The 23851-nt window shown below is 56.5% G+C and carries 28 protein-coding genes, 1 tRNA gene and 3 pseudogenes; 16 read left to right on the top strand and 16 right to left on the bottom strand.

Annotation, left to right across the window (positions count from 1 at the left end; all coding sequences use genetic code 11):
- Positions 1-90: 90 nt before the first annotated feature.
- Together AB4136_RS27440 and AB4136_RS27435 are read left to right on the top strand one after the other, a co-directional pair.
- Positions 91-1551, top strand: coding sequence for an APC family permease (locus AB4136_RS27440; protein ID WP_137900922.1), 1461 nt, complete (start codon positions 91-93; stop codon positions 1549-1551).
- Positions 1552-1907: 356 nt separating this feature from the next.
- Positions 1908-2876, top strand: coding sequence for a LysR family transcriptional regulator (locus AB4136_RS27435; protein ID WP_171020960.1), 969 nt, complete (start codon positions 1908-1910; stop codon positions 2874-2876).
- Positions 2877-2928: 52 nt separating this feature from the next.
- On the opposite strand, the gene AB4136_RS27430 is transcribed toward AB4136_RS27435, so the two are convergent.
- Complete coding sequence (locus tag AB4136_RS27430) at positions 2929-3780, bottom strand: alpha/beta fold hydrolase (RefSeq protein WP_171020961.1); 852 nt, start codon at positions 3778-3780, stop codon at positions 2929-2931.
- Between the two features lie 265 nt (positions 3781-4045).
- Between AB4136_RS27430 and AB4136_RS27425 the strand changes: the two genes are divergently transcribed.
- A complete protein-coding gene (locus AB4136_RS27425) occupies positions 4046-4273 on the top strand; it encodes a hypothetical protein (RefSeq protein WP_137900925.1) in 228 nt (75 codons plus the stop codon).
- Positions 4274-4713: 440 nt separating this feature from the next.
- Here AB4136_RS27425 and AB4136_RS27420 read toward each other — a convergent pair.
- The 6 genes and pseudogenes from AB4136_RS27420 to AB4136_RS27395 all read right to left on the bottom strand — a co-directional run.
- Positions 4714-4885: pseudogene (locus AB4136_RS27420) on the bottom strand (aldehyde dehydrogenase family protein); the annotation flags it as partial.
- A gap of 12 nt (positions 4886-4897) precedes the next feature.
- On the bottom strand, positions 4898-5629 hold the full coding sequence (locus tag AB4136_RS27415) for an MBL fold metallo-hydrolase (RefSeq protein WP_137900951.1): 732 nt from the start codon (positions 5627-5629) through the stop codon (positions 4898-4900).
- On the bottom strand, positions 5629-6720 hold the full coding sequence (locus tag AB4136_RS27410; RefSeq protein ID WP_137900926.1) for an ABC transporter ATP-binding protein: 1092 nt from the start codon (positions 6718-6720) through the stop codon (positions 5629-5631). Before AB4136_RS27410 ends, AB4136_RS27415 begins: the two co-directional genes overlap by 1 nt.
- Complete coding sequence (locus tag AB4136_RS27405; RefSeq protein ID WP_137900927.1) at positions 6717-7505, bottom strand: ABC transporter permease; 789 nt, start codon at positions 7503-7505, stop codon at positions 6717-6719. Before AB4136_RS27405 ends, AB4136_RS27410 begins: the two co-directional genes overlap by 4 nt.
- 3 nt (positions 7506-7508) lie before the next feature.
- Positions 7509-8372 (bottom strand): ABC transporter permease, encoded by an 864-nt coding sequence (locus AB4136_RS27400; RefSeq protein WP_137900928.1) that lies wholly within the window; start codon positions 8370-8372, stop codon positions 7509-7511.
- Positions 8373-8493: 121 nt separating this feature from the next.
- The gene (locus AB4136_RS27395) at positions 8494-9564 is read right to left on the bottom strand and encodes an ABC transporter substrate-binding protein (protein WP_441931854.1); all 1071 of its coding nucleotides are present in this window, start codon (positions 9562-9564) and stop codon (positions 8494-8496) included.
- Positions 9565-9675: 111 nt separating this feature from the next.
- Between AB4136_RS27395 and AB4136_RS27390 the strand changes: the two genes are divergently transcribed.
- From AB4136_RS27390 to AB4136_RS27380, 3 genes and pseudogenes are all read left to right on the top strand, one after another.
- Complete coding sequence (locus AB4136_RS27390) at positions 9676-10308, top strand: TetR/AcrR family transcriptional regulator (RefSeq protein ID WP_137900930.1); 633 nt, start codon at positions 9676-9678, stop codon at positions 10306-10308.
- Entirely contained in the window at positions 10305-10763 is a 459-nt protein-coding gene (locus tag AB4136_RS27385) for a nuclear transport factor 2 family protein (protein ID WP_137900931.1), read from the top strand. Before AB4136_RS27390 ends, AB4136_RS27385 begins: the two co-directional genes overlap by 4 nt.
- Before the next feature lie 3 nt (positions 10764-10766).
- Positions 10767-10916, top strand: a pseudogene (locus AB4136_RS27380) (4-aminobutyrate--2-oxoglutarate transaminase); the annotation flags it as partial.
- Between the two features lie 308 nt (positions 10917-11224).
- Here AB4136_RS27380 and AB4136_RS27375 read toward each other — a convergent pair.
- From AB4136_RS27375 to AB4136_RS27355, 5 genes and pseudogenes are all read right to left on the bottom strand, one after another.
- Entirely contained in the window at positions 11225-11452 is a 228-nt protein-coding gene (locus AB4136_RS27375) for a PepSY domain-containing protein (RefSeq protein ID WP_137900932.1), read from the bottom strand.
- A pseudogene (locus AB4136_RS27370) lies at positions 11425-11910 on the bottom strand (recombinase family protein); the annotation flags it as partial. The pseudogene AB4136_RS27370 and the gene AB4136_RS27375, both read right to left, overlap by 28 nt.
- 27 nt (positions 11911-11937) lie before the next feature.
- Positions 11938-12132 carry a hypothetical protein gene (locus tag AB4136_RS27365; protein WP_137900933.1) on the bottom strand — a complete coding sequence of 65 codons (195 nt, stop codon included), beginning with the start codon at positions 12130-12132 and terminating at the stop codon, positions 11938-11940.
- Between the two features lie 155 nt (positions 12133-12287).
- Positions 12288-12752, bottom strand: a complete 465-nt coding sequence (locus AB4136_RS27360) for a helix-turn-helix domain-containing protein (protein WP_441931852.1) — start codon at positions 12750-12752, stop codon at positions 12288-12290.
- Between the two features lie 4 nt (positions 12753-12756).
- The gene (locus AB4136_RS27355; RefSeq protein WP_137900934.1) at positions 12757-13338 is read right to left on the bottom strand and encodes a hypothetical protein; all 582 of its coding nucleotides are present in this window, start codon (positions 13336-13338) and stop codon (positions 12757-12759) included.
- A 145-nt stretch (positions 13339-13483) separates the two neighbouring features.
- On the opposite strand from AB4136_RS27355, the gene AB4136_RS27350 reads away from it, so the two are divergent.
- On the top strand, positions 13484-13732 hold the full coding sequence (locus AB4136_RS27350; RefSeq protein WP_441931850.1) for a helix-turn-helix domain-containing protein: 249 nt from the start codon (positions 13484-13486) through the stop codon (positions 13730-13732).
- Positions 13733-13747: 15 nt separating this feature from the next.
- Here the strand turns inward: AB4136_RS27350 and AB4136_RS27345 are convergent, their stop codons facing one another.
- Positions 13748-15040: a hypothetical protein gene (locus tag AB4136_RS27345; RefSeq protein WP_137900935.1), complete on the bottom strand. Its 1293-nt coding sequence runs from the start codon at positions 15038-15040 to the stop codon at positions 13748-13750.
- 864 nt (positions 15041-15904) lie between these two features.
- Between AB4136_RS27345 and AB4136_RS27340 the strand changes: the two genes are divergently transcribed.
- The 5 genes from AB4136_RS27340 (at position 15905) to AB4136_RS27320 (ending at position 19526) form a co-directional block, all read left to right on the top strand.
- Entirely contained in the window at positions 15905-16105 is a 201-nt protein-coding gene (locus AB4136_RS27340; protein ID WP_137900936.1) for a hypothetical protein, read from the top strand.
- Positions 16093-17088 carry a hypothetical protein gene (locus tag AB4136_RS27335; RefSeq protein ID WP_441931847.1) on the top strand — a complete coding sequence of 332 codons (996 nt, stop codon included), beginning with the start codon at positions 16093-16095 and terminating at the stop codon, positions 17086-17088. Before AB4136_RS27340 ends, AB4136_RS27335 begins: the two co-directional genes overlap by 13 nt.
- A gap of 144 nt (positions 17089-17232) precedes the next feature.
- Positions 17233-18099, top strand: coding sequence for a hypothetical protein (locus AB4136_RS27330; RefSeq protein ID WP_137900937.1), 867 nt, complete (start codon positions 17233-17235; stop codon positions 18097-18099).
- A 62-nt stretch (positions 18100-18161) separates the two neighbouring features.
- A complete protein-coding gene (locus AB4136_RS27325) occupies positions 18162-18470 on the top strand; it encodes a hypothetical protein (protein ID WP_137900938.1) in 309 nt (102 codons plus the stop codon).
- 303 nt (positions 18471-18773) lie between these two features.
- A complete protein-coding gene (locus tag AB4136_RS27320) occupies positions 18774-19526 on the top strand; it encodes a hypothetical protein (protein ID WP_137900939.1) in 753 nt (250 codons plus the stop codon).
- A 126-nt stretch (positions 19527-19652) separates the two neighbouring features.
- On the opposite strand, the gene AB4136_RS27315 is transcribed toward AB4136_RS27320, so the two are convergent.
- Together AB4136_RS27315 and AB4136_RS27310 are read right to left on the bottom strand one after the other, a co-directional pair.
- Positions 19653-20132, bottom strand: coding sequence for a hypothetical protein (locus AB4136_RS27315; protein ID WP_137900940.1), 480 nt, complete (start codon positions 20130-20132; stop codon positions 19653-19655).
- A gap of 2 nt (positions 20133-20134) precedes the next feature.
- Positions 20135-20320: a hypothetical protein gene (locus AB4136_RS27310; protein ID WP_137900941.1), complete on the bottom strand. Its 186-nt coding sequence runs from the start codon at positions 20318-20320 to the stop codon at positions 20135-20137.
- Positions 20321-20532: 212 nt separating this feature from the next.
- Here AB4136_RS27310 and AB4136_RS27305 point away from each other — a divergent pair, with 212 nt between their 5' ends.
- The 4 genes from AB4136_RS27305 (at position 20533) to AB4136_RS27290 (ending at position 23663) form a co-directional block, all read left to right on the top strand.
- A complete protein-coding gene (locus AB4136_RS27305; protein WP_137900942.1) occupies positions 20533-21396 on the top strand; it encodes a hypothetical protein in 864 nt (287 codons plus the stop codon).
- 95 nt (positions 21397-21491) lie between these two features.
- Positions 21492-22802: a hypothetical protein gene (locus tag AB4136_RS27300; RefSeq protein ID WP_441931845.1), complete on the top strand. Its 1311-nt coding sequence runs from the start codon at positions 21492-21494 to the stop codon at positions 22800-22802.
- Positions 22803-22805: 3 nt separating this feature from the next.
- Positions 22806-23378 (top strand): hypothetical protein, encoded by a 573-nt coding sequence (locus AB4136_RS27295; RefSeq protein WP_441931843.1) that lies wholly within the window; start codon positions 22806-22808, stop codon positions 23376-23378.
- A 194-nt stretch (positions 23379-23572) separates the two neighbouring features.
- Positions 23573-23663, top strand: a tRNA-OTHER gene (locus tag AB4136_RS27290).
- A gap of 55 nt (positions 23664-23718) precedes the next feature.
- Here the strand turns inward: AB4136_RS27290 and AB4136_RS27285 are convergent.
- On the bottom strand, positions 23719-23851 hold a 133-nt coding region (locus AB4136_RS27285; RefSeq protein WP_441931251.1), incomplete at its 5' end, for a transposase domain-containing protein.

The raw sequence follows: 23851 nt of genomic DNA, 5'->3' as shown, positions 1-23851 counted from the left end.
TGATGGCAGATGACAGCATTGTTTGATCCTGCCGTCGGCGTTTTGAACGTGGCGCATCGCGCGCTACCAAAAGGTAGGTAGGGAGGATCAATGTCAAATGCATTTGAGAGGCAGGCGCCTCTAGCTCAAGAATCACCTGGAGACACAACGATCGGTTCCACTAAAACGAGCCTAGCAAGAAATCAGTTCGGCGTCATCGCCATCAGCTGTGTTGTCATTTCCGCTGTCGCGCCGATATCAGTAACAGCGGCCGCGATGCCCGTCGTATTCGCTCAGATCGGGCCGGCGACACCAGCGGTGTATTTGATTGCCGGGTTGCTGTTTGGCATTTTTTCGATCGGCTATGTCTCCATGAGCCGTCATGTCAAGAACGCCGGCGGCTACGTTTCCTATATTGCGAAGGCGTTCGGCTCGCGAGTTGCGACAGCCGCAGCTTATGTCACCCTTCTTCTCTACATAAGCTCACTTGTTGCCTTCTACGCGATATCAGGTGTGGTCTCGGCAGGAACGCTCGGAATTTCGACCAATCCAACGACAATCATTTTCATCGCTTTGGCAATCGTCGCGGTGCTCTGCGTCCTCGGCGGCCATGTCAGCATCAAGCTGCTTGTGACTCTTCTGGCTTGCGAGGCGATCGCTCTCGGCGCCTTGGGGATCGCGCTTCTTTTCAAGGCACAAACGCTTTCGTTTGCAAGTTTCGCCCCCTCAGCGATTTTTGTCCCTGGCGTTGGCGTTGCGTTGCTGCTCGCCATCATCTGTTACAGCGGTCTGGAAGCCACGGTCGTTTTTTCGGAAGAGGCCCGCACGCCGGAAACCACGATACCACGCTCCGTTGCTGCTTCGATCATTAGCATCACCTTGTTCTATACGGTGATGGCGTTTGCGCTTGGAAACTATACCGGGCTGGATGCAGTTCAAGCGCGCGCGGCGGCTGACCCTGCTGGCTTCTTGTTCACGATCGGACGCGAAGTGCTCGGTGACTTCTACAGTCGCACCTTGGAAATCCTGGTGTTGTCGAGTTTCCTCGCAGTTTTCGTCGGATTCCAAAGCATGATCGGTCGCTACATCTTTGCGCTCAGCCGCGCCGGTGTACTCCCCTCATTCCTGTGGACAACGAACTCACACGGCAATCCCGTCGCGGCCCTCGTCGCGGTCACGGTCATCGTTGGTACTTTGCTCGCGCTGTTCACGATTTCCGGTGCTGATTTGGTGCTCGTCGTTTATGGTTGGCTTGTTGGTCTGGGTACGGTTGGCTTGCTTTGCATGCTTGCGCTGGTGAGCGCTGCTATCTTCGCCTTTTTCGTGAAAACTGGTTTGGAACAGCGAGTCTGGGTCGCAAAAGTGGCGCCATTGATTTCGATCGGCGCCTTCGTAATCGTCCTGATCACGGCAATCATCAACTACTCGATCCTTGGAACGCAGGATGAGCGCGCCCGGTGGCTGTTGGTGCTTGTTCCAATTGCCGCAGTTCTAGGCTGGATTGTTTCAGGATACCGGCAGCGTCAGGGGAAGGTCATCGAGTATGACGCATCCATCGAGTCTGGCCAGTAGCCATTGGGCGTCAGCTGGCCGAGCTCGTCGCTCGACGCTTCGGCCAGCTTTTCCGCCCCCGGTTGGGAGACCGTCCTGACGAGTCACCACTGGCGGTTTCCGTACCGAAAGGGAATCAAGAATGTGTTGCTGCTGCGCCGACGTCGCCCTGCTCATCATAGCAATGAACCAGCCTGAGACGGCTGCTTTCAATGGCGCGGAAATCTCATTATCTCCTCAAGAAACCGACAAGCGCGGGGACGGTCTCGTGTCTTGTCGATGGAAGGACTTTGCGACCTCAGCACTGTGGTTTTTTACTCGAAAGCATAGGTGTTAATATACAACTTATTTCGCTTCTTCCTGAAAGGTATGGAGTATTGGATCGCAAACTAAATCAGTTCGTAAATCGGCTGCGGTTCCGGCATCTCAGCTTCTTGGTTGAACTCGGCCACAATCCCAACCTCGGTCGCGCCGCTCGCTCGCTCAACATGGCGCAATCGACAGCAACCAAAATGCTGCAAGAGATCGAAGAGATTGTTGATTGCCAACTATTCACCAGGAACAGGCGCGGCCTGGTTCCCACAGTAGCGGCAGATGCTCTAATTCGACGCGCAGGGCTGATTATCGCAGAGTTGAAAGCGGGTTGGGACGAATTGGCGGTCATCCGTGCGGGCGGCCTAGGTTGGGTGAGGCTCGGAACTTTTCCCGTCGTTACGTCTGAGTTCATTCCGAAACTGCATCGAGAATTTCAGAAGGTTCGACCGGCTACGCGCTTTTCGGTTGAAGAGGGTGACGAACTCCATCTGACGGACGCCTTGCTTGAGGGTCGGATTGATCTGATTGTCGGACGTATCGATGCGAGCAGCATGACGTCCGAAATGTCGTCTCACATCCTCTACAACGAAGCGACTGTCGTCGTCTGCGGCACAGACAATCCGATCGCCTATCTGAAAGGTGAGGAACTTCTTGAAAAAGCGGCCGAGGCCGAATGGGTGATGCCGACCTCGAGCACGGGGGCGTTCAGCCTTGTGTCACATCCTTTGGTGAAAGCTGGCTTCAGTGTTCCAAAGGTCGCTGTTGAGACAATTTCCGTGCTAGCCACTGTTGGGTTTCTCAAACATTCGAACATGATCGGGATCATGCCTTCCAGCATTGCCGAAGTCTTTGAGAAACAGGGAACGCTGAAGATCCTTGGGTGGAAGTTATCGGAGACGGACTATCCGGTCGGGATCATATTCCGAAAAGAATATGAAGAGTCTCAGCTTGTCGAACTGATCAGATCGTGCTCGGCAGCAGCTCTAGCGGCCACTGACGTCCTCTGCGCGGGCAACGTTCGCGCTCGTTGAACAGACTTTTGCCTGACCGCGCCAGCTGCACTGGCCTGGTCAGATCGGAACGTCACCGCGCCGGGTATTCAGTGGAATTCCAGATGCGCAATTCTCTGATCAGCACGCGGAATGCGGGATCGCGCGGGTCGAGAAATCCGAAATGCCCGGTTTCGGGCAGCTCTACCAATCGGCATGCCTCCCCGGCACGACGGGCGTGGAATGCAAAATCCTGGCTCTGCGAAACATCGACCACACAATCTTTCATACCGTGGATAAGAACGTGCGATGCGCCCGTTGGGAAGCGTGTAGTGAGATCACCTACTGCATAGAGATCCGGCCTTTCATGCGGTTGCGCGCCAATCCACATCGATATCGCTCCCTCATCGAGACCCGACTGGGCGCAACTGGCGAGATTGGTTACCGACCCGAGCGGCATGACGAAGTCGACTCTAGGATGCGACGCGATCCATTCGGCAAGATAACCGCCTGCTGAATGGCCGATAACCGCCAGTCGCTTCACGCCAAGACGGGAGACTACACAATCGGTTGCAGACCACACGTCTGACGTTGTCTCGAGATGCCGTCCGCCACGCCCCTGGCGGCGATACTCGATATTGCAAACTGCAAACCCCTCCCGAACAAGCGCGCGGATCATCGCCACCTGAAGGTTCAAGTCAAATTCTGGCATGAAATAGCCGCCGTGAATGGTGATAACGACAGGAGCATCACCTCGCTCCGACAGCCAGAAATCGATAATCTGTTCGGGATGAGAGCCGTAAGCCACACGTTCTGGCATAGTCGGTCCGCCCATGCCTCTATCCCAGTTACCTAAGGCAGCTAACCATTCTAGGAGTGCAGCGTCATTGGTCGGTTCGCTTAGGGAGCCGGACGTCTCATCCTTGTTTGTGAATAGCTTGCTCATGATCGTTTGCCTCATTCCGCAGCCCTGGTTCTTGAAGCTGTCGACAGTTCTTCTCAATGCGCAGCGCAGTTTGCTATTCACATCAGTGTAATCTGCTTCAGAGTGCATCAAAACTGAAACAATGCGCAGTTGTGATCATCGATCGGAAAGCAATTGCATCGCTGATGCCGCCGCCGGTCAGCTCTCCAGCTAACCTTGTCGTGGCCTGCCCCTGAAAAGTGGTCCTCCCTGAAGTAGGCTATTTAGCCAGAGCGAGGACGTTGGAATGCCCCTGAAGAAGCACAAGCCTGAAGAGATCGTGGCGAAGTTGCGCCAGGTCGATGTTCTATTGTCGCAAGGCCGATCGGTTGGTGAGACGCCGAAACAAGCCGACGATATGGAAGTTCTCGTTCGTTCCCTCGTGGAGCGCCTGATCCGACAAGGCATCGCTGCAAACCAAATCACCGAACTCGTCAGCCTGTTGGACGTCGAGAAGGCAGTGGCGTCAGCGTAAGCGGCATGAAGCGCTTGCTGGAGATTCCTATACGCGTGGTTCACGGCGACCATTTCGGGAGTTACGGACGCGAACGACACAGGATGATCATCAAAAAAATGGCTGGACAGCAAGGAAACCTCCTGACCACCAGCGAAGAATGGATCAACCGGTTCGTGGGCGGCGACAATTCTCCCGATCGAGCATCGTTCGAATTTCACAATGTATGTATCAAGCCGCTCTTGTTGAATTGCGCCGTCGCCTATTCGATGGCCATGAAGATCTTCTTCGATGCTTCGTGCGTGATCCAACTCGCCTTGAAGCCCTTCGGTACGATGAAGCCTGTCCGGCGACGAAGTCCCTGCGCCTGCCGTACTGATCTTCGACCCCTACCTTCCCCCAAGGATCGAGCAGACCTCCATGTAGGGCCAGGCACCGAACGAAATTCTCCCGGGCTCTTAGGTCGCGAAGGCCTTCCTGGCGGCTGCGACGGCGCGGTCGATATCGGCGGTTGTGCCCATGGTGATGACAGCGACCGGCTGTTTCGTCGCCGGGTTGACCACCGCGTGGTCATTTGGCTTCAGCGGGTCCACACACCGGGCCGTCGATGTAGAACTTGCGTTTGTCGAGCATCGTTGTCTCCGGTTACCTACTTTGTTTTTCATCGAGCCAAGCCCTGATGAGCTGGCGATAACGTTCGCCATCGAAACTCGGAAAATGGCCGCCATGCACCAGCCGCACCGGCAGCGCCATGAGACGTTCCATCGAGGCGACGTAGTCCGTTATGTCGGAGTGGTAGGTGTCCTCGATCAGCGGACCGTCGTAGATGATGTCACCTGAGAACAGGATTTCCGTCGCCTTCTCATAGAGCGCTATGCCTCCAGGGGAGTGGCCTGGTGTATGGATGACCTCGAGATGGCGGTCGCCCAGGTCGATGATGTCTCCGTCCGCAAGGATGCGTGTCGCGGGTGCCTTCTTCACGGTATAGCACTTCGAACAATATGGCTCCGGCGGCAGTGCGTGGAAGATGTCGTCGGTGACGTAGGGATCGGCAAGCGTGTTCTGACGCGTTGGGTTGGCAAGAAGCCCGGCCTCGGCCGCGTGCACGGCGCGACAGTCGAACTCGTGATGACAGCCGATATGGTCGAAATGGGTGTGGCTCGCCACCGCGATCAGATCGCGCTCGGTCACGAGCGGTACCCATTCGCGCAACGAGACGACGCCCATGCCACTGTCGACCAGCATGTCGCGATCGCGACCTCGCACGTGCCAGATGTTGCAGCGGTAGAATTCCTTGATGTGAGGCTCTGAAATGGCGGTCACGTCGTCGTCGAGGCGGCGCACGCTGTACCAGTCCACCGGGCGGATGCGCTGCATCACGCTTTTGCCTCTGCTCGGTCCTCCAGCACGACGATGCTTTGCGCTTTCAGCCTCAGCTCGAGTTCAGCACCGACGTCAGGCTTGTCGGCTTGCGGCAGGTGCGCGGTGAATTGCAACCCGCCCGCCGCGACATGGCAGCGGTGATGCGTGCCGAAGAATGCACTGCCGGTGATGCGGCCATGGCCGATCGAGACAGTCGCCACCTGCGTGCCGGCGCCGCTGAAATGTTCTGGACGGATGCACAGCGTGACATCGCTGCCAGCCGTCGGCACACCGGAAACGAAAGCGGCGGCGGGCAACACCAGAGTGCCGAGGGCGGTTTCCAGCTCCGTATCGTTGCCTTTTGTGCCGCGGACCTCTGCCGGCAGAAAATTGGCCTCACCCATGAACCCGGCCGAGAACAGGGAGCGTGGACGCATGTAGATCGAGGCCGGCGTGCCGACATCTTCGATGCGCCCCTTGTTCATCACCACAATCCGGTCCGCGATCGCCATCGCCTCCTCCTGGTCGTGCGTGACGTGCACAAAGGTCGTGCCGATCCGCTTCTGGATCGCCTTCAGTTCGTCCTGCATCTGACGTCGGAGTTTCAGGTCGAGTGCGCCGAGCGGCTCGTCGAGCAGCAGCACGTCTGGATCGACGGCAAGCGCGCGGGCCAGCGCCACGCGCTGCCGCTGGCCGCCGGAAAGCTCGTGCGGCTTCTTGGTGGACGAGGCTTTGAGGCCGACGAGATCGAGAAAGGAAAGAGCCTTTTCGTCCCGCTGCTGCCTGCCGATCCCGCGCATCCTGAGGCCAAAGCCGACATTGTCGAGAAGGCGCATATGCGGAAAGAGCGCATAGTCCTGGAACATGGTCGTGGTGGGGCGCTTCGCCGGCGGCACATGGGTCATGTCGCGCCCCCCAACCGAAATCGTGCCGGAAGTCGGCTCTATGAAACCACCGAGGATGGAAAGCAGGGTCGTCTTGCCGCAGCCGGAGGGACCGAGCAGCACGATGAATTCGCCGGCCGCGATGTCGAGCGAGACCCCGTCGAGAGCCCGAAACGATCCGAAGACCTTGGTTGCGTTGCGGATGGAAACGTCAGCGGTCATGAGGACCTCCCGCTCTTTCGGAAGACGGCGATCTCCATCGCCACGAGGAATGCAATCGAAACGAGGAAGACGACGCTGCCGATCGCATTGGTCTTGGGGTCCAGGCCGGAGCGCAGCAAACTGAAGATTTCGACTGGCAGCGTCACGTCGAAGCGTGACAGCAGGAAGGCGACGATGAACTCGTCCCAGCTGAAGGTGACGGACAGAAAGAAGGCGGCAAGGATCGACGGCATCAACATGGGCGCTGTCACCAGCAGGATGACCTGCCAATCTCTTGCGCCCAGATCGCGCGCGGCCCGTTCGATATTTGCCTGGTGTCCACCCATCGAGGCATAGATGATGGCGAAGCAGAGCGGCATGTTGATCACCACGTGGCCGATGCCGACCGTCCACAGCGAAAGCCGCACGCCGGTGACGTTCAGCATCGAAAGAAGACCAAGGGCGATGATCAACGTGCTCACCGTCATCGGTGCGACGAGGACGCCGCGCAAGAAGCCGGAGCCGCGCAGCGTGTGGCGGGCGAAGGCATAGGCTGCGAGGAAACCGAGCACACAGCTGACTGCAGAGGAAATGACCGCGACGATGAGCGAATTGCCGAGCGCTGCCATAAGCTTGCCGTCGGCGAAGATCGCCTGGTACCAGCGCAGCGTCAGGCCGTTCAGCGGCGGCACGGGTAGTGTGCCGTCCTGAAAGGAGAACAGCACGAGTACGACGACCGGAAGGAAGATGAAGAGATAGATCAGGCCTGCATAGAGCGTGGCAAGCGCGGTGGAAAGGTGGCGCATTGGTCAGGTTCTTTCCATCTTCAGCCAGCGCGCGCAGACGATGTAGGCGAGAGTGACGATCACCATCAGCACCAGCGAGAGCGCGGCCGCCATCGGGAAGTCGGCCCGCCTGCCGAGTTGCAGCATGATCACCTGCGGCAGCACGAGTTCGTTGTTGCCCCCGAGGATCTGCGGGGTGATGTAGTCGCCGATGCACAAAACGAAGGTCAGGAACGCACCGACCATGATGCCGGGCAGGGTCAGCGGCAGCACGACATGCCAGAAGGTCTGGAAGGCGTTTGCGCCGAGATCGGCAGCAGCGCGCCGATAGTTCGGCGACAGCTGAACGAGGTTGGCATAGATGGTCAGCGTCAGCAACATGACGAAGAAGTGGACGAAGCCGATGATCGTGCCTGTGCGGTTGGCGGAAAGTTCCAGCGGTTCGGCGATGACGCCGATTGCAAGCAGCGCTTGGTTTACGACGCCGCCTTTGGAAAGCACCAGAAGCCACGAATAGGAGCGCACCACATAGGATGTCCAGAACGGCAGGATCGCAACGATGAGAGCGAAGCGCTGCCATCTCTTCGGTACCCGCTCGGCGATGATCCAGGCGAGCGGATAGGCCAGCAGCACCGAGATGATTGTGACCGCTGCCGTGATTTCCAGTGATACGATCAGGCTCTTGAAGAAATGGGCCTTCTCAAAGAAGGCGGCGTAGTTGTCCAATGTCCAGGTGGCGACGATCTCGCGACCTTGCCGCGTCCAGAAGCTGATCGCCACGACATAGGCGAAGGGGACGACGAAGAAGGCCCCCGTCCAGAGCAATGCCGGCAAGGCAAGGCCCCAGGCCTTGCGGCGTTCTGCTTGTTCCAGGGCAGTCGTGTTCATGAACATGACACTCGTTCACGCTCCAGCTTGGTCGGGCGCGGGCCAATTCCGTCTTCGTTAAGAGCAAAAACCGCGGCCATCGGCGCGCCCTGAAGGGAGCGCCGATGGCCGCGTCAAAACCCTAGTGCTGCAGCATCTCCGTCCAGATGTCCTGCATGGCCGCGTCCATTTCGGCATTGGCGACGGGATAGAGCTGCGAATTCTTGAGGTAATCCGGCTGCTTATCCCAGCGCAGAGCCGTCTTTTGTTTGTCCGTCAATTGTTCGCCCGCCTTGGCATTGGCCGGCATTGCCCAGTAGCAGGACGAGGTGGCAAGCCGTGCCTGGCCCTCGGGGCTGACGATATACTGCACGAATTTCAGGGCCAGGTCTTGCTTTTCGGAAGCCTTGAAGACGCCGATCGACTGCGCCCAGCGCAGCGCGCCCTGTTTCGGGACCGTCCAGTCGAGATTGGGCTTTTCTGACGAAAGTTTCGCCGTCAGGAATTCGCCGCCGCCGACCACGATGTCCACTTCGCCGCTTGCCAGCGCCGTCTGCGAGGCGACGACATCGCTCACTTGGCGGGCGACCTTCTTCATCGCGAACAGTTTTTCCTTGATGGCAGGCAGGTCATTTTGTGTCAGGTCAGCGGTCTTTTTGCCGATGGCGACACCGGTCAAGCCGACCAGAGGCAGGTAGTAGTCGTAGAGGGCGATGCGGCCCTTGTATTTTTCCGACCAAATGACAGACAAGTCGTCCATGTCTTTCGGATCGACCTTTGTCTTGTCATACGCGATCGTGTTGTAGCCGAACTTTTCGGTGATGGCATAGACCTTGCCATTCCTTGTCGTGGTCTGTTTCATCCGCACTTCCGGGAAAAGATCCCCGAGCGGTAATTTGTCAGCCGGCATTTCGCCGAGGATATCCATGTCGATGGCGCGTGGCACGTCGACCCCGTCGATCACCAGCACGTCCCAATCGCCGGGGCGGGACTGCTCGATGATCGAGATCGCGGCACCCGTGCCGGCGTATTCCTTCAGGTTGACCTTGACGTTGTTGGCCTTCTCGAACGGTTCGATCAGCCTCGGATCGGTGTGGTCGCACCACACGAGCGCGTTCAATTCCTCCTGCGCCTTGGCATCGACCAGGGAGATCCCGGATGCGGTGGCGGCGACAAGAAGGACGCGGGCGAAGTTGGCGGAAACGGAGTTCATCATCTCTCTCCCTCAGTTGGAGACACTCTTGTGGGTGCCTTGAGAAAAAGATTGAACGAGTTCATTTTTTAAGTCAATGTTATTTTTGAGTGTATTCATAAAGAGGCATCGATGGCCGGATTGCGCGCAAAACAGAAGGCGGACAAGATCCGCCGCATTCTCGAAGCCGCGACGACCTTGTTCCGCGAACAGGGTTATGACAGCGCTCGCATCGAGGACATTGCGGAGATGGCCGAGGTCTCCGTGGGCACGCTCTACAATTATTACCAGAACAAGGGTGACATCCTCGTCGCTTCGGTCGCCATGGAGGTGACGGAAGTGCTTGAGGGAGGCGTGCGGATCGTGGCCAACCCGCCGCTGAATGTGGGACAGGCGCTGCGCATATTGGTCGAGCAGTATTATGATCACTCGCTCGTCTATCTATCCAAGGAGATGTGGCGCACGGCGATGGCGATCTCCATCCAGCAGCCCGAAACACCGCTCTCCCGCCGCTATACGCAACTTGATGGGCAGCTCTGCGCACAGGTGGTCCAACTTGTCGAAACCCTTCGGGCGCGGGGCGTAGTGCGCCCTTCGATCGACGCGCAAGCGGTGGGTGAGGTCTTCTTCAACAACCTCAACATGATGTTCATCGAGTTCTGCAAGGTCGACGCCATGTCGCTCGAAGAACTGAAGGCGCGCGTCAATGCTCAGCACGAGCCGATCGCCGCCCTCATCAGCACCATCAAGACCGTCTCAGCATGACCAACATGGAATCCGCCGTCCTTCTCGCCGCCGATGCGCTCGTCTGTGCATTCGCCCGACATGACCGCGACGCCTATTTTGCAGCTTTCGCGCCCGACGCGACCTTCCTCTTCCACAATATCGAGCCCGTGCTGAAAGACCGCGCAGCCTACGAGGCAGAATGGGAGCTATGGGAGCAACGCGACGGTTTTCGCGTGCTCGGCTGCCACTCAACCGACCGCAACGTCCAACTCCTCGGCGATGTGGCAATCTTCACTCACGCCATCGAGACAAAACTTAAGATCGGTGTCGTGGATGTGACGAACTATGAGCGCGAGACAATCGTGTTCTCTCGCGACCGCGCGGGCCGCTGGCTCGCGGTCCATGAACATCTCTCGCCGGCCTTACGACGTAACAACGAAGCAAAAATGCCGGAGGCGGCCATCTCTCAAACCGCACTGCCTTTGAAGGACTGATCCATGTTGAACGCAGACATTTCCACCCGTCGATCCGAGGCGATTTCGCGCGGTGTTGGTGTGACAACGCAGGTCCATGCAGATCTTGCGGAAAACGCCGAGATCTGGGACGTGGAAGGGCGTCGTTACATCGATTTCGCGACCGGCTTCGCCTGATCGGGCGCTCACCGGCGTGCCCTTCATCACCCCCCCAAACCGAGGTCTCTATTCGGCGAAAATATAGGGTCCCGTTTGCGCGATCATTGACTCCGCGGCTCTTATTGACGGCCGAATCGTTCTGCTTTGCTCGTGCCGGGCTCGCGCCGATCAGGCAGGCGCTAACGCTCCACACTTAGGAGGAAATGAGCGTTCGCCGACTTGGTTGCGTTGCCATTGCGTCGGTCGAGGGCGTTTGACGTTTTGCCTCCACAAAAAAGCGCGGCCAGTCTCCCGGCCGCGCCGGGTCAGGTCGATTCCCTTGATCAGCCTTCGTCGTTTCCGTCACCGTCGTTCGCGACGGTTTTCACGACCTGCCCGGTCTGACCGTCGACAAGAACTTCCTGTCGTTCCATGCCTTTCTGGATGGTGATCTCGAAGTGCGCGTTGTCGTCCCTGTTCCTTATGTCGGTTTCGACAGCCTTCCCGCCGGTTTCCTTCTCGGCGGCGGCGATGGCTTCGGCTATCCTATCGGTGGTAAGGCTCCGTTCCAAAAACCCTGCCGGGCGTTCTCATTCATAGCGCGTAAGACGTGCTTGGCGTTCTCCTTTGAATGGTATTCGTCGAACAGCGCCATGATCTGACACATCATGACGTGCATGGGGTCGTCACCCATCTCCTGCGTGATGGAGACGAGCTTGATGCCATTCTTGGCCAACTTCCTGACGTAGAATTCCAGCTCGAAATGATCGCGGAAGAAGCGCGAGAAGCTGTGTACCACTACAGTATCGAATGGCACTGGTTTGGAGGTGCCGGCCTCGATCATTCGCTGGAATTCGGGGCGGCGGTCGTTGGTGGCGGATGCACCTGCCTCGACATAGGTTTCGACAAGCTTGTAGCCTCGTGCCTCGCACCACGCCTCTCCTTGCTTGCGCTGGTCGGGGATAGAGACGTCAAGCTCTGCCTGCCGCGCCGTCGAGACGCGCAGGTAGAGGGCGGCGCGCTGCGGCATGGTCACGGGGTATTGCTCCTTCTGATTTCATGGGATGGTCTCGAAGAATTCGTCAAACAGGCCGCCTAGCCACGCCTCGAACAGGTTGATCTCGACCTCAGTGACCGGTGCCGGATTTGGCCAATCGTCGGTGACTGTCCATGTCTCAGGCGCAAACTTTGGAGGATGTCCGATGCACGGCAAGGCGCGGACCTCAGCATAGGCGTAGAGGTCTTTAGGCAACGCGCCGATCCCGGGTCGCTTGCGACTTTTGGGGTGCGATAGGCGTGCCGCTTGGACATACACCAAGGATCGGTCGCACGTCGAAAATCGCCAAGGGCGCATATGCCGCCAGCAACCGTCTTTTGCCGTGTTGTCGGGAAGCCCCGTCCACGTTCCTAGCCTGCGTCTGATCCTCTGCGCGTGTTCTCCCTGATTTCTTCCCCCAGCAAAGAAATCAGGGAGGACACGCGATTGCGCAAGCGCGGGGGAAGCTGCATCAGCCCTTCGATAAGCCGCCTGCCTTCCGCGCTGGCGATGAACTCCAGGCGTTCGTCAACCGGCAGGACCGAATCGGAAGCTTTGTCATTGCCCGGCAGCCCATCGAAGAAGCGGCTCACGGGAACATCCAGCGAGCGGGCGATTTCGTAGAGCATGGAAGCGCTGACGCGGTTGCGCGCGTTTTCGTATTTCTGAAGCTGCTGAAAGCTGATGCCTATCGAACGGGCCAATTGCGCCTGCGAGACGTCCGAATGGATACGCACGGCTGCGATCTGCCTGCCGACATGCTGGTCGGCAGGATGGGGACTGCCCTCGCCTTTAGATGGCACACCAGTTCGAAAGCGATCGAAACGTTCCAGCAAGGCATCACCTGCTCTGAGAGGTTTGCTGCTCTTCTGATTTTAGGACCGTTGCAATGTCTAAGCCATGAAGGCGGGTGAGATCATGCCGCAGTGCGCGGATGTGTGGCCACGGAAAATCGTCAGGGTCTTCCCTTTGTTCTGCTTCACGCAGGATGACCGACAATTTGGCTAGCACGCCGTGGATTGTCGTGGAAGGCGACAACAGCAGGTCGTCCAGGAGAGCCCGTTCGACTGCTTCCGATTGCCGGATCATTCCGTCCATTCTCGAATAGCCGATCTGGTTATCCATGGCGTCCCAGCGCGCTTGATGCGCGGCGAGATTAACGACCGCCTGATCTCTATCTGGAAAGCCAATCGCGTCGACGAGTTGTGTCTCTAGCATTTGCTGCTTCCGACAGAGCGCCATTGTGTTGCTGTGAACCTCGCGCCACTGCTCGCACAAACGAAGGGAAGGGTCTTCTTTCGGTGACTTGTGTGACATGATCTCCCCTGCCGAAGCATCGGATGTACTTGCCGCAGCCGCTCCCATCATCAATCGCCGGCGGGTGACGAAGCGCAGAGTCATGCTATTGTCGGAATCAGCCATGAACCGATTTCCAAACAGCTTGAGCGTGGTCAGGCTGGGCAGATGCAGTCAACATCCGTCCCGCCAGTGTATTCGAAATCCGTCGATGTCAGTCATTTAAGCTGACATCTGGTCTGAAGTCAAACAAAAAGACTGATTTTTAGCAATGGACCAAATTTCCGTCGAACAGTGCAGAGGTGCCAGAGCGATGCTCGGTTGGAGCCAAACTGCACTCGCGGAAGCCGCCAAGGTGTCGCGCGCTACAGTCGTGGATTTTGAACGAGGCTTGCGCGTCCCCCATCGCAACAACCTCTCTGCCATTCGTGAAGCACTCGAAAATGCCGGTATAAAATTCATTGCGGAAAACGGCGGTGGTGTTGGCGTTCGTCTGGCGCGCCGATCAGGCGAGGAGTAGCGCAAGGCGAGCGCATCAGTCACCCCACGCATATCTGGGTGGAGGCGGGTCTCCTTCCGGATCATACAGTTCGTCCGGTTCTGGAAAGAGGTCCTGATCTCGCAGATTGGACGTAAGAGTGTCCAATTGGTTCTGTACCTCCAGCTTCGATAGGCGTTGCTCAGCCCAAGTGATCATTCGTCGGTACTCAGGACTGTCCTGCGCCATCAGTTTCGAGGCATGATCGATGGTGGTGCGTAAATCGTCTGCCTCTCTTCGATCGTCAGCGAGTTGGCGAAGGAAAAGCAATCTCTTTTCCTCCCGCGCCTGGCGCTGTTTGTGAAGCTCCCTTCGATGAGCGAGGTGTTTGCGCCGCCGCTCATCAGCCTCTCGCTCTTCCCGCCGCGCTTTCTCAAAAGACAAGTGGAAAAGGACGCCATCCGCAAGCCCCTCCAACATCCCTTCCAGGTTCTGCTGCTTCCCGTCGCTCCACCGCTTGCGAGCGCCCTGCGCCCAGTTTTGGATGTCGAAACTTAGTTTGCCCGAATGGAAGTAGTCGTACTCGGGCCAGAAACTCTCCGGAAAGAGCCACTGTCCTCTTCGCTGGGCAATCTCGCGGCGCTTTTCAAAGTCAGCCTTCTTTTTCAATTCAGCAGGTGACGGAACGTGCTTTTCTCTCTTCCGCTCTTCGGTGATTTCTAATCGAATATCGTCTGGCCCGATGGCTGCCAAAACGCCCTTGTCGTTATGGCTAAATGTGATGCCTCTTTCCTGCAGAGCAATCGCCAAGTGATGAAGGATCGAAACAAGCCGCGTTTTCGAGCTGTGGTGAATCCGTATGCCAGCAATCGACAACTCCCCTTTGTTGTCGGGAGCTTCGGATTTCAGTTTCGAGACAAGTCCAGAGATCGCCGCATCCGGTCGGATTACTGGCTCGAAGGCGACCAGCTGCTTCGGCTGGCGCATGCTTGTAGATTTCTCGGGAGGTTCCTCGGTTGGGCGGGAGAGTTTGCGTTCTCTTCGCGAGGCCTCGACGTCGTCGTTCGCCCTTTCGATGGCGAACGCGACGTAAGGACTAACAGCCGGCCGGTGTCCTCCTAGATGCACCGTCTCAAGCGCGGGATTGTCTATCTTCCATAGAGGCGTCTTCGTGGCGCTCAGACCGGCTTCGATTTTGGCCCAATAGCCGCGCCCCGGAACGGGGATCTGATGCCGGGCGCACGTCTTGGCCAATCCTCGATCGGACAACTGGAAGCGCGCTGCAAGCGTGACAATTGGGGTTGACCAAACCAACTCATATAGTTCCCGCCGCGTGAACGTTTGCTCCATACTTTCATGTCCCCAGAGTCGCTCGGGAACATCGAAGCTCGCTGCCGCGACAAGTCAAGGAGAGAACCGCTTCAGAACTGCGCGAAGCGCAGAGGGTGAGTTTCTGGAGCTTCGTAAAGACAGAAGCGCATTCCGGGCACCCACCTAAGCTCATGCCTCATCGGTAGTAGCTGGTTGCCTGGGAACCGTTCCTAGGAAGCGCGACAACAACAGGACCGCTCGTCGATGTAGCGGGTCTATTTGTCTAAGGCAGGACTCAACACAAGGCCTCATCGCCTTGGTGAGGAGTCTGAGCTTTTCGTTAGTTCCTTCTCCAGGGACTCTACCCCGACCCTCATGCCCACAACGTGCAAAAACGCCCGTTATTTCAAAGCGTTGATATGAAGGCGCACGGTGCACGGATACGCTGCGCCGTGCAAAACCCGGCAGAAAGCTGAGCAAAAACAACCGCCCAACCGAAGCGCACCGTGCGCCCTTTTATCCTGCCTTCCTCGGTCGTGGGGTAAGCGTCGAGTCCCTGCACCCAGATTGAGTACTGCATTTGCGCGACATGTCGGGCTCATTCGTGGCATGGAGGATCGCCGGTGAATTGAGACATTTCGAGAACAAGGCGCGGCAATCCTATTGGGTGGTTCACGTCGAAGCGGGGCAGCGCAGCGGCCTGACACGCACGGAATATTGCCGCGTGTATCGCCGGATCACCGCTAGCTTGCGCGCCACGGCCAGAGGATAGTTTGGCGATAGTATCGCTGCCCCAGTCGATCTTCCTCCACTTGCGACGGCAATGCTCCCGGAGTTTTTCGAAGGCGATACACGGTCGGCGGCTCTTACGCAGGAGCGAAGCAAGGATATGATGCGATCTGCATGACCGATTCTTCCGCGCCGCCTGTTCCGCGACACACAGCAGTACTTACCGGCAATGTCGGCGAGCCGATCAAACTGACAGAGTTGATGCTCAACGGCGTAACCGCGGAAGCTGCGCGCGAGGGGCAAACATCAAAATCTGGACACGGCTTTATCTCACGTCTGACGACAAGCCTTTTCACCGGATCGTGGAGAGCCTGAACGCCCATATCGAGTATCGCGCCGCCCAGGCCGGGCATGTTGCGAGCCTGACGAGGGCTAGTTTTGTGCTGCTTGTTATTCATCCCGATAACACGGGCGATCTATGGCTGGATAAAGCCGCCGTTTCGATCAAAATCCGGACCAAACGGGCGGTTGAAGCTGGCGAGCCTGTCTTTGAGAACGACATAGCGGACGTGACCGCAATGTCTTTTCCTCTTGTAGAGATCGGCAAAGAGGACAGGATCTTGTGCATTTTCCGCGAGGGCTGGCGCTTTGCGTTGTTCTTCGATTTCAACTCCGATGGTGATCTTTCGATCGAGAAAATGGAGCAGGATCTTGGCACGCTCTTTCGGCGCCTCAAGTACCGTGATCTTTATGATGCCATTGCCGATGAGACGATTTTCGGACGGCTTATCGACGCGGGTTGGTTTCCGTTTGTTGAAATACTGAATGCGGAGTTCGGCGAATTGGTGGGAACCTGCGAGGCGGGTTTCGAGCTCGGAGAAGCCGAGAGCAAGCTGCTGGCGGCGTTTGGTACTGAGCGCATCGAGCGGATGTTTGTCCGTTGGATGGCAAAGCCGCATTTTGCCGGAAAGGAGCGCATCCTGCGCTCGGCTCTGAACAATTTCGACGCGGGCGATTCCGTCGCCGTACTCAAAATCGCCCTGACCGAGATTGAAGGCATCCTCCAGGATGCGTATCGTAACACGCACGGGAAGGGAGCCAGGCTGAAGACGCTCCTGAGATTTGCAGTTGAATCTGCCGAACGAAAATCGGGCCATCCTGATACGCTACTCTTTCCTGCAGCGTTCGCCCGCTATCTGCAATCCCACACCTTTGCGGATTTCGATCCCGAGGCGCGGACGGGCCAGGCAAGCTCGCGCCACGCTGTTGGGCATGGCGAGGCGGATGCCGAGAGTTATACGCAGGTGAGGGCACTACAGGCCCTGCTGACACTGGATCAGTTGGCCTTTTACACCTAGCCTTGGCGGGATTTTGCCCATTGGAGGCCTATTGCTACCCGCCTGATTTCGTGGTCCTGCGCAATCGTTTCGGATGAGTGGGCAGGCGCAATCCGCAGGGCGCGTTCGATAGAAACGCCGAACCGCGCTGTGTTACGATCAGCCATGACCGGATCTTCCGAAGCTTCAGCCAAAACCTACTCGCCACTGGACCGGGAGATCGTCACCCTGGCCGCCGTCTGGGACCTGATCGGCTCGATGGTACACTATGCCCACTTCGAAAAGAACCATCGGGTTGAAGACGCGATCCTGATGTTCAAAACCCAGGAAGCCAGCAAGCTCTTCCTGATCATGCTTGCCGACTTTCTTTCCCTTCCCCGCGACGGAACGTTCGGCCTTGTAAAACTTACGGGCGAAGGAAGTCTCGGTAAGACTTATCTCGGCCATCTCCACCGGCTGGTATCCGCGCCCCGCTTTTCCGGCGACACCGGTTTGCTTTCGTCCTCGATCGAGACGTTCGCACAATGGCTGGATGGGTTTGCCGTGGTGGAAAAAGTCTGGCTTCCCTCGATCGAGCGTGAAGGAACACTGCGCGTACGGCGTATGAGCTACCTGAAGATTTGCGGGACGATCTCCAAGCACGGCTTCACGCGGCTCGGTGACATCGTGGGGAAGATACGTAGGATTCTCGCCGACAACGGAACGGACATCGACGAAGGGCAATGCTATCTCGTCATCCCTGAATTTCAGGAATGGTTTCAGGACAACATCTTCATGGCATCTGCGACCACGGTCGCATGGCATCTCAATGAAATACGGTGGGGGATTTATCGCTATCTCAGGGCGGAATTTGAGCGGTCCCATACGCCGACGAAAGTCCTGGCAGGCGCACAAATGTACGGTTACGACGTACCTGCCGAAATCACCAATCCCCTGATCCGATCGATGTACTGGGATCTGATGAACGGCATGCGCAGCGCTCCGTATTTCCCGAGATTCACTGTCAACCGCCATTTGCGCGAGTTGTACTGAAGACCTAGAATATTTCGCTCCAACTGGGTTTGCGAATGGCAAGGAAAAGGCGGCCTTTTTGCGTGCAGCCTTTTATCGGTAGTTCCGCGCTGGAAACTCCATGTGGCGGGGAAACCAATTTCGGCCTTCTTCCTGAGGTCGCCGGAGAGGCAGTCGCCAACAATCTTCTTTTGCACCTTGGCGTGGGAGGCCAGGTGCGCGTTTGCTGCTGCATCTCCCGCGATCTCGCGGACGATTCCGGTGATCGCCTCCTTATCGTGCAGCAGGTCAAAGAAGACCTGATCGGGCTGCCAGATTTTGCGCATGTCGGCCTTCATCGCCTCGCCACGTACCGACCATCTTCGTGTGTGCCTGCAAAGTTTCGGCCATGACATAGGCGAAGATACGAAGGAGTACCGCATCCATTAAGCGGTTTTCCGGTAGGTTCCTATCACATGCTTACGCCGTTCGATGCTGCGCACGATCGACCAACACCCTGAGCAGATTTCCAATTTTCATCCAAAACTATTGGCTGAAGCCCGAGAGCAAGACGCTGCATGTCCGCTATTCATGAGCGTTAAGGCGTCATGATCAACATTGCCCGTGGGCTATGAACCAGAATCGCGGCATATTGCAAGCAACTGCGCAGTTCCAAAAGGCAAGGGGGCGGCTCAGCTCCCTATCAGGAAATCATCATGAGCATGGTGTTCGTCGGGGTTGATCCCGGGGCAATTGTATTCGCAGGTGACGGTGTCGCGACCGAGCCGGTCAGTGGTAACGTCGTTGGCTTGGTTTCAAAGCTTGTGCTCATGCCCGAGCTTCCTTGCATACTGGGTTTTACGGGGATGGCGGGAGCAGGCCGGTTTTTCGCATATGCAACCGAAGGGAAGTATGTGGATTTCGACTCGCTTCTCGAAGGCGTGGTCGATGATTGCCGTGAAATTCATGAGCGAGCCCTTGAGGAGTTGAACCTTCCTCATGCTTCCTACGCAAAAATGTGCATTGCGCTTGGCGGCTGGTCTGACCTTCGTCAGCAGTATGAAGCATATCGTTGCATGAGCTATCCGAAGGAAAGCCTGGTCCCCGGCGAAACGGAAGTCACGATCATTCCCCCGTGGACGCTTTCTCGGATCGAGTTCATGTGGGCGTCAAGTGCTCCTACAACAGCAACCATGGCTCGGTTGGGCGCGAATGATTGCGATGACCTGCTCGAAGCCGCAGTGCGATGGATTTGTGCCGGACGCCAAGACTGCGGTCGCGACGAAAATGGATTACTGGCGGCCATCGGTGGATATGTGCAGATTGCGGTCCTCGACGATAATGGTGTGCGCTCTTGGATTCCCCATCGCTGGCCAGAGGATGAAATTGGTCGACCCCTCGATCCAAATAGGGGATTACAATTGCCTCAATGGTTAGAACGGGCTGATGGAGGCGTTATTGGAGCTTAGAGCTCCATTAGCCAGTAATGTGCTTGCGGAAAGCACATCTCCCCTCTCCGTAGTTCCCTTCCAAGTCGCTGTCTTCTTGCCGCGTTCCGAGTTACATTCCCATTGGTTTGGGATTGCAGTCTTTAGCTAATTCCCCGTTCTAGGATCCAGTCGGCCGTTGGCGTCTTGTTGAATGGCCGCAACCCAGAATTCATAAGTCTCATGGTGCGCCTCGTTGAGGTAGTCTTCAGGCCAGTCATTTTTTCCAGAGATCATTAAAGTTAGGTGGCCTGCCAGTTCGCGGCACGCGCGCACCATTTTTTCTACTTCGCCATATGTGACATTTGCCTTGTTCACTTCCGGCCAAGTCAGATGAGCGATCTGCCCATTTCGGAATGACTGGATTCGGCCAAAGCTCTTGAAATCCACTTGCCGGTAAACGGCCAAGAATTTATCGAGCGCTTGGGCGCACGTAGACTTAACGTCTGTGCTTGGAAGCTGCTTTCCGGAATAGCACCGCGCCAACTCTTCCAGGGCGTTGGGGTGCTTGAGAAACCGGTAAGCTGATTGCAAAGACATTTCGGACTCGCGGTCCATGACAGCGAACAGCCGAACCGCGGTCATCATGATCATTTCTTGTCGAATCTCGTTGTCGCGCTCTTTCGCATTTGCAATCTTGTCTCGCGTTTTTTCAACGCGTCGTTGGTGCCCGAATACATGCCGTAAGCGCGAGCGGCCATGCGGGTCCAAGCGTTCAATTCCGGTGCCATCCGTGCGAGCTGCTCGATTGTCGGTACAGGAAGATTGGCATTCATTTTGCACTTCCTCGGCAGCTTCGACTGATCCAGCTTCCCTAACAGGAAACGGCAGCGACGCTCTGCGTATCTCTCTCGACTACCTAGAGAAATCCTTTAGCAATGGCGAAAAGAATTGAGAGCATCGATATCAATCATTGCTGTCCTCCCAGGCTTGACGGGGCGACCAGCGGCTAATCTTGAAGCATTTTTGATCCATAGGCGGGTTGGATATGGACTGGAGTGAGTGTTTCAAAATCAAGGTCTATCGGCGAGCGATGGCGAAAGTCGCTTCGCGGCCTGCTTCCGGGGAGGTGTCAGTTTCTGCGCCGGATTCCTACAACAACGACTTTTTCAAACTTGGTCTCTTAGACAAAGCCGCACCCGACCACTGGGCATTCCTCTTTCGCGAATTACTACCCGATGGTGTGCGAGGCCTAAGCTTCGATGGTGTTAAGCCCGGAGAGACGGGGCTCGATCACGCCATATCTAATACGGAGTTACGAAAATACGCCTTGCAGGCGTTGTATTATTACAATGGTTTCGAGTTCAGATATAACTCGCCAATCTGGTTTTTGATCAGCACGACGTTACGTATCCCGAAAATACAAGTAGCGTGGTACTGGAGCGTACAGGCACTCTATAATCGCCGTCGCTTGGCTCGTCGTGACCATATACGCGTGTTGAGGGTCTTTCTCGAAAACTCCGTCGCCCAGGAAAGCTACGTGACCGGCCCTAACGGGCTTATGGCGGCCCTATATGGGACACGTTCTTTCAACCACCCGAACTGCGATGCATCCTTCAACTACTATGACTTAGTGCTCGGATCTCTCGCCGAAACGGGTGATCTGCAGCGCACCCAAGGCGGCTACAAACTGACCGGCAAGGGTTTAACGACCCTTGACCAGTATGAGCAGGAAGAGCGTCGACACGAAGACAACAGGCGGGTTCAGTGGATTTTGGCCGGACTTACGGCAGTAGTGGGGTTAATCGCGCTCATACAAGTTTTCGTGACCATCTGGGAAGAAATGAATCCCGACCCTGCACCAGCACCCTTCCAGCAGCCGGTCTACCCGATTTCACCACCTAAGTTTTGAAGTGTTGAGCTCGGTATCGCTGACGTCTAATTGTTGCCCGGTATTAATCTTCTATCATAAAAGTATAGATATAACATGTATAAGATGAGGGGCGAATGGCTTACAGACTTCTGCCTGTCGTTGATCTGACGATCAATCGGGCGAATGATAGGCATGGTGAACTCGAAAACGAGACCGCTGCCATTGCTTGGTTATTCAACAACAGAGAAGCGCACATGAAAGCGCTTGCCCGCGATATTGTTGAGGCGGGTGAGGTGTATGAGTCGCCCCTCGTATCGCCCGATGGAGATAAGTTTGTCGTCTTCGACGGCAATCGCCGGGTTACGTGCCTTAAGGTCCTCGAAGATCCACGACGCGCGCCAAACGCGGAGCTTCAGCAGTTTTTCTCTACTCTCAAAGAGAAGTGGAAAGGAGGTCCGTCCGATAAAATCATGTGTCAAATCGAACCGGACCGCGACCGTGTCGACGACATCCTGTTTCGCCGCCACACGGGCAGCCAATCCGGTGTAGGTCAGAGCACGTGGGATGACCGCATGAAGGCCAACTTTGTGAATCGCACCGGGAAGGGAAATGCGGTCAGTGTAGCTGACGAAGTCGAAACGCGTTTAGCAGCTGCAGGCATGTCCCCATCCCGTCGGAAACTGCCACGTTCAACAATGAACCGGCTTCTGTCGTCGGAAGCCTTCCGCAACCGAGTTGGCTTCAGCATCAACCGAGGGCGCTTCGAATATACACATCAAGAACCTGTCGTACTGAAGGCGCTGCAACGCATTGCGGACGATCTTGCGAAACGCGAGATTGTGCTGGGAGATATATGGGACGTCGAAGGCAAGCGAGCCTATTTGGATAGGCTGGAGGGGGACTGCTTACTGCCAAGCGCTAAAGATAGCCTTGTAAAGCCAAAGCCGAAAGTGGCGCCGCATCCCGCCCCAAATCCTCCAACACCCCGTTCGGCTCCAGAGCCCGCACCGATGCGAAGAGTCAACTTGATAAGTCGAACCGACTACGGGATTCCGTGGCCGGGACGCCTTCAGCGAGTTCGCGCGATCTGGGAGGAATTGCAGTTTCGCTTGGTTCTCACCGAGCATCCCAATGCTATCTCGGTGCTATTGCGGGTCCTGCTCGAACTCTCGATTGATAATTACATCGAGCAAACGAAGCTGGTCGTTCTGAGCGACAAGCTTGCGACACGCGCTCTAAAGGTCGCGGAGGACCTTCACGAGAAGGGAAAGATCGACGCCAAGTATCTCAAGGAGATGAAGAAATTCCAGCACGATGATCGCCTGTTTTCAGCGGACACCCTGCACCGCTACATCCATTCGAAAGACTTTGCGCCCTCACCTGAGCATCTGACGGCACTATGGGACGCGTTAGCCAATTTGATCGTCAATTGCCTGAAAGTCTGAACAATGCAAACGCGAACGCTGACCGCAAAAATGTTGCGAACGCTGTTGGCAGACGAAAGCGACTTGAATGTAATACGTATTCATTACTGCTACCAAATCGGCTCTACATTTATCGCAATATCGAATCTAGAGAGTACAATAACTAGCGTCATGCTAATGTGCGATAAGATAAAAGTTACGACAGTATTGGGAGATGATGCAGAATCATGGCGGAAGCTTTTAGAAAAGCAATCGAACTTACAAAGCTCAACGCTAGGCAGCTTGATTTCCATTCTTGCCAAGCACGGAATCCAGACATCCAACCTCGAATATCTTAAATGGGTCAAAAGCAAGCGAGATTTCTTTATCCATCGACTCTTTCACGATGGCGCATGGCCGGGCGAGCTTGACGAACGCGGGGCTAATATCATGCATCGCCGCCTGCTTTATTTGGAGGCAATATTCGGTCGTGCGAGTAATCGCATCAGCAAGATCTTGGCGGATGCCGGTCTTCTGACGATTATAGATCTGGGCGAGAGTGGATCTCTGCTTATGAAGCCTGGGTTATTCCCTGAAAATAGCTCAGATGGTCTGTGATTGCTGGGTGAGTTTGAAAGTTGCCCAGGTATAAAATAATGCTTGAGGGGCACGCAGGCGCGCTTTTCGACCTCGACCATATCATGATGGTCGGCCGCGCCACGGGCGCCCACGTCAGTCGAAGCGTTGAAAGTCTACTACCGGCGTGTTCGCGATTCGTGACAATCAGAACGGCAGGCGTTAGAACGGGGTGTGGCGTCATAGTGTAATGGAAGCACCCCTGCCGATTAGAGGATTGTGTGTTGAAAGCAGGTAGTGTGGGTTCGAACCCCAACGGCGCCGCCAGTTCTTCTGTCACCGTCAGCCCAGTCCAGCCGCTGAAGGATCGTAACCGCTGTTCTCAGGCCACGGCCTTGAGTGGCGCGGGGGCATAGGCCCAGGGCAGCAGGTCGTCGAGCTGGCTTTGCGGATGGCCTGCAACGATGCGAGTGATGACGTCGGCGAGGTAGGCGTACGGGTCGACACTGTTGAGT

Origin of the sequence: Mesorhizobium sp. 2RAF21 (genome assembly GCF_052115345.1) — a bacterium.
Classification (GTDB): Bacteria; Pseudomonadota; Alphaproteobacteria; order Rhizobiales; family Rhizobiaceae; genus Mesorhizobium; species Mesorhizobium terrae.
The sequence above is the reverse complement of the archived record's forward strand: the minus strand, read 5'-3'. Positions and strand labels throughout refer to the sequence as shown.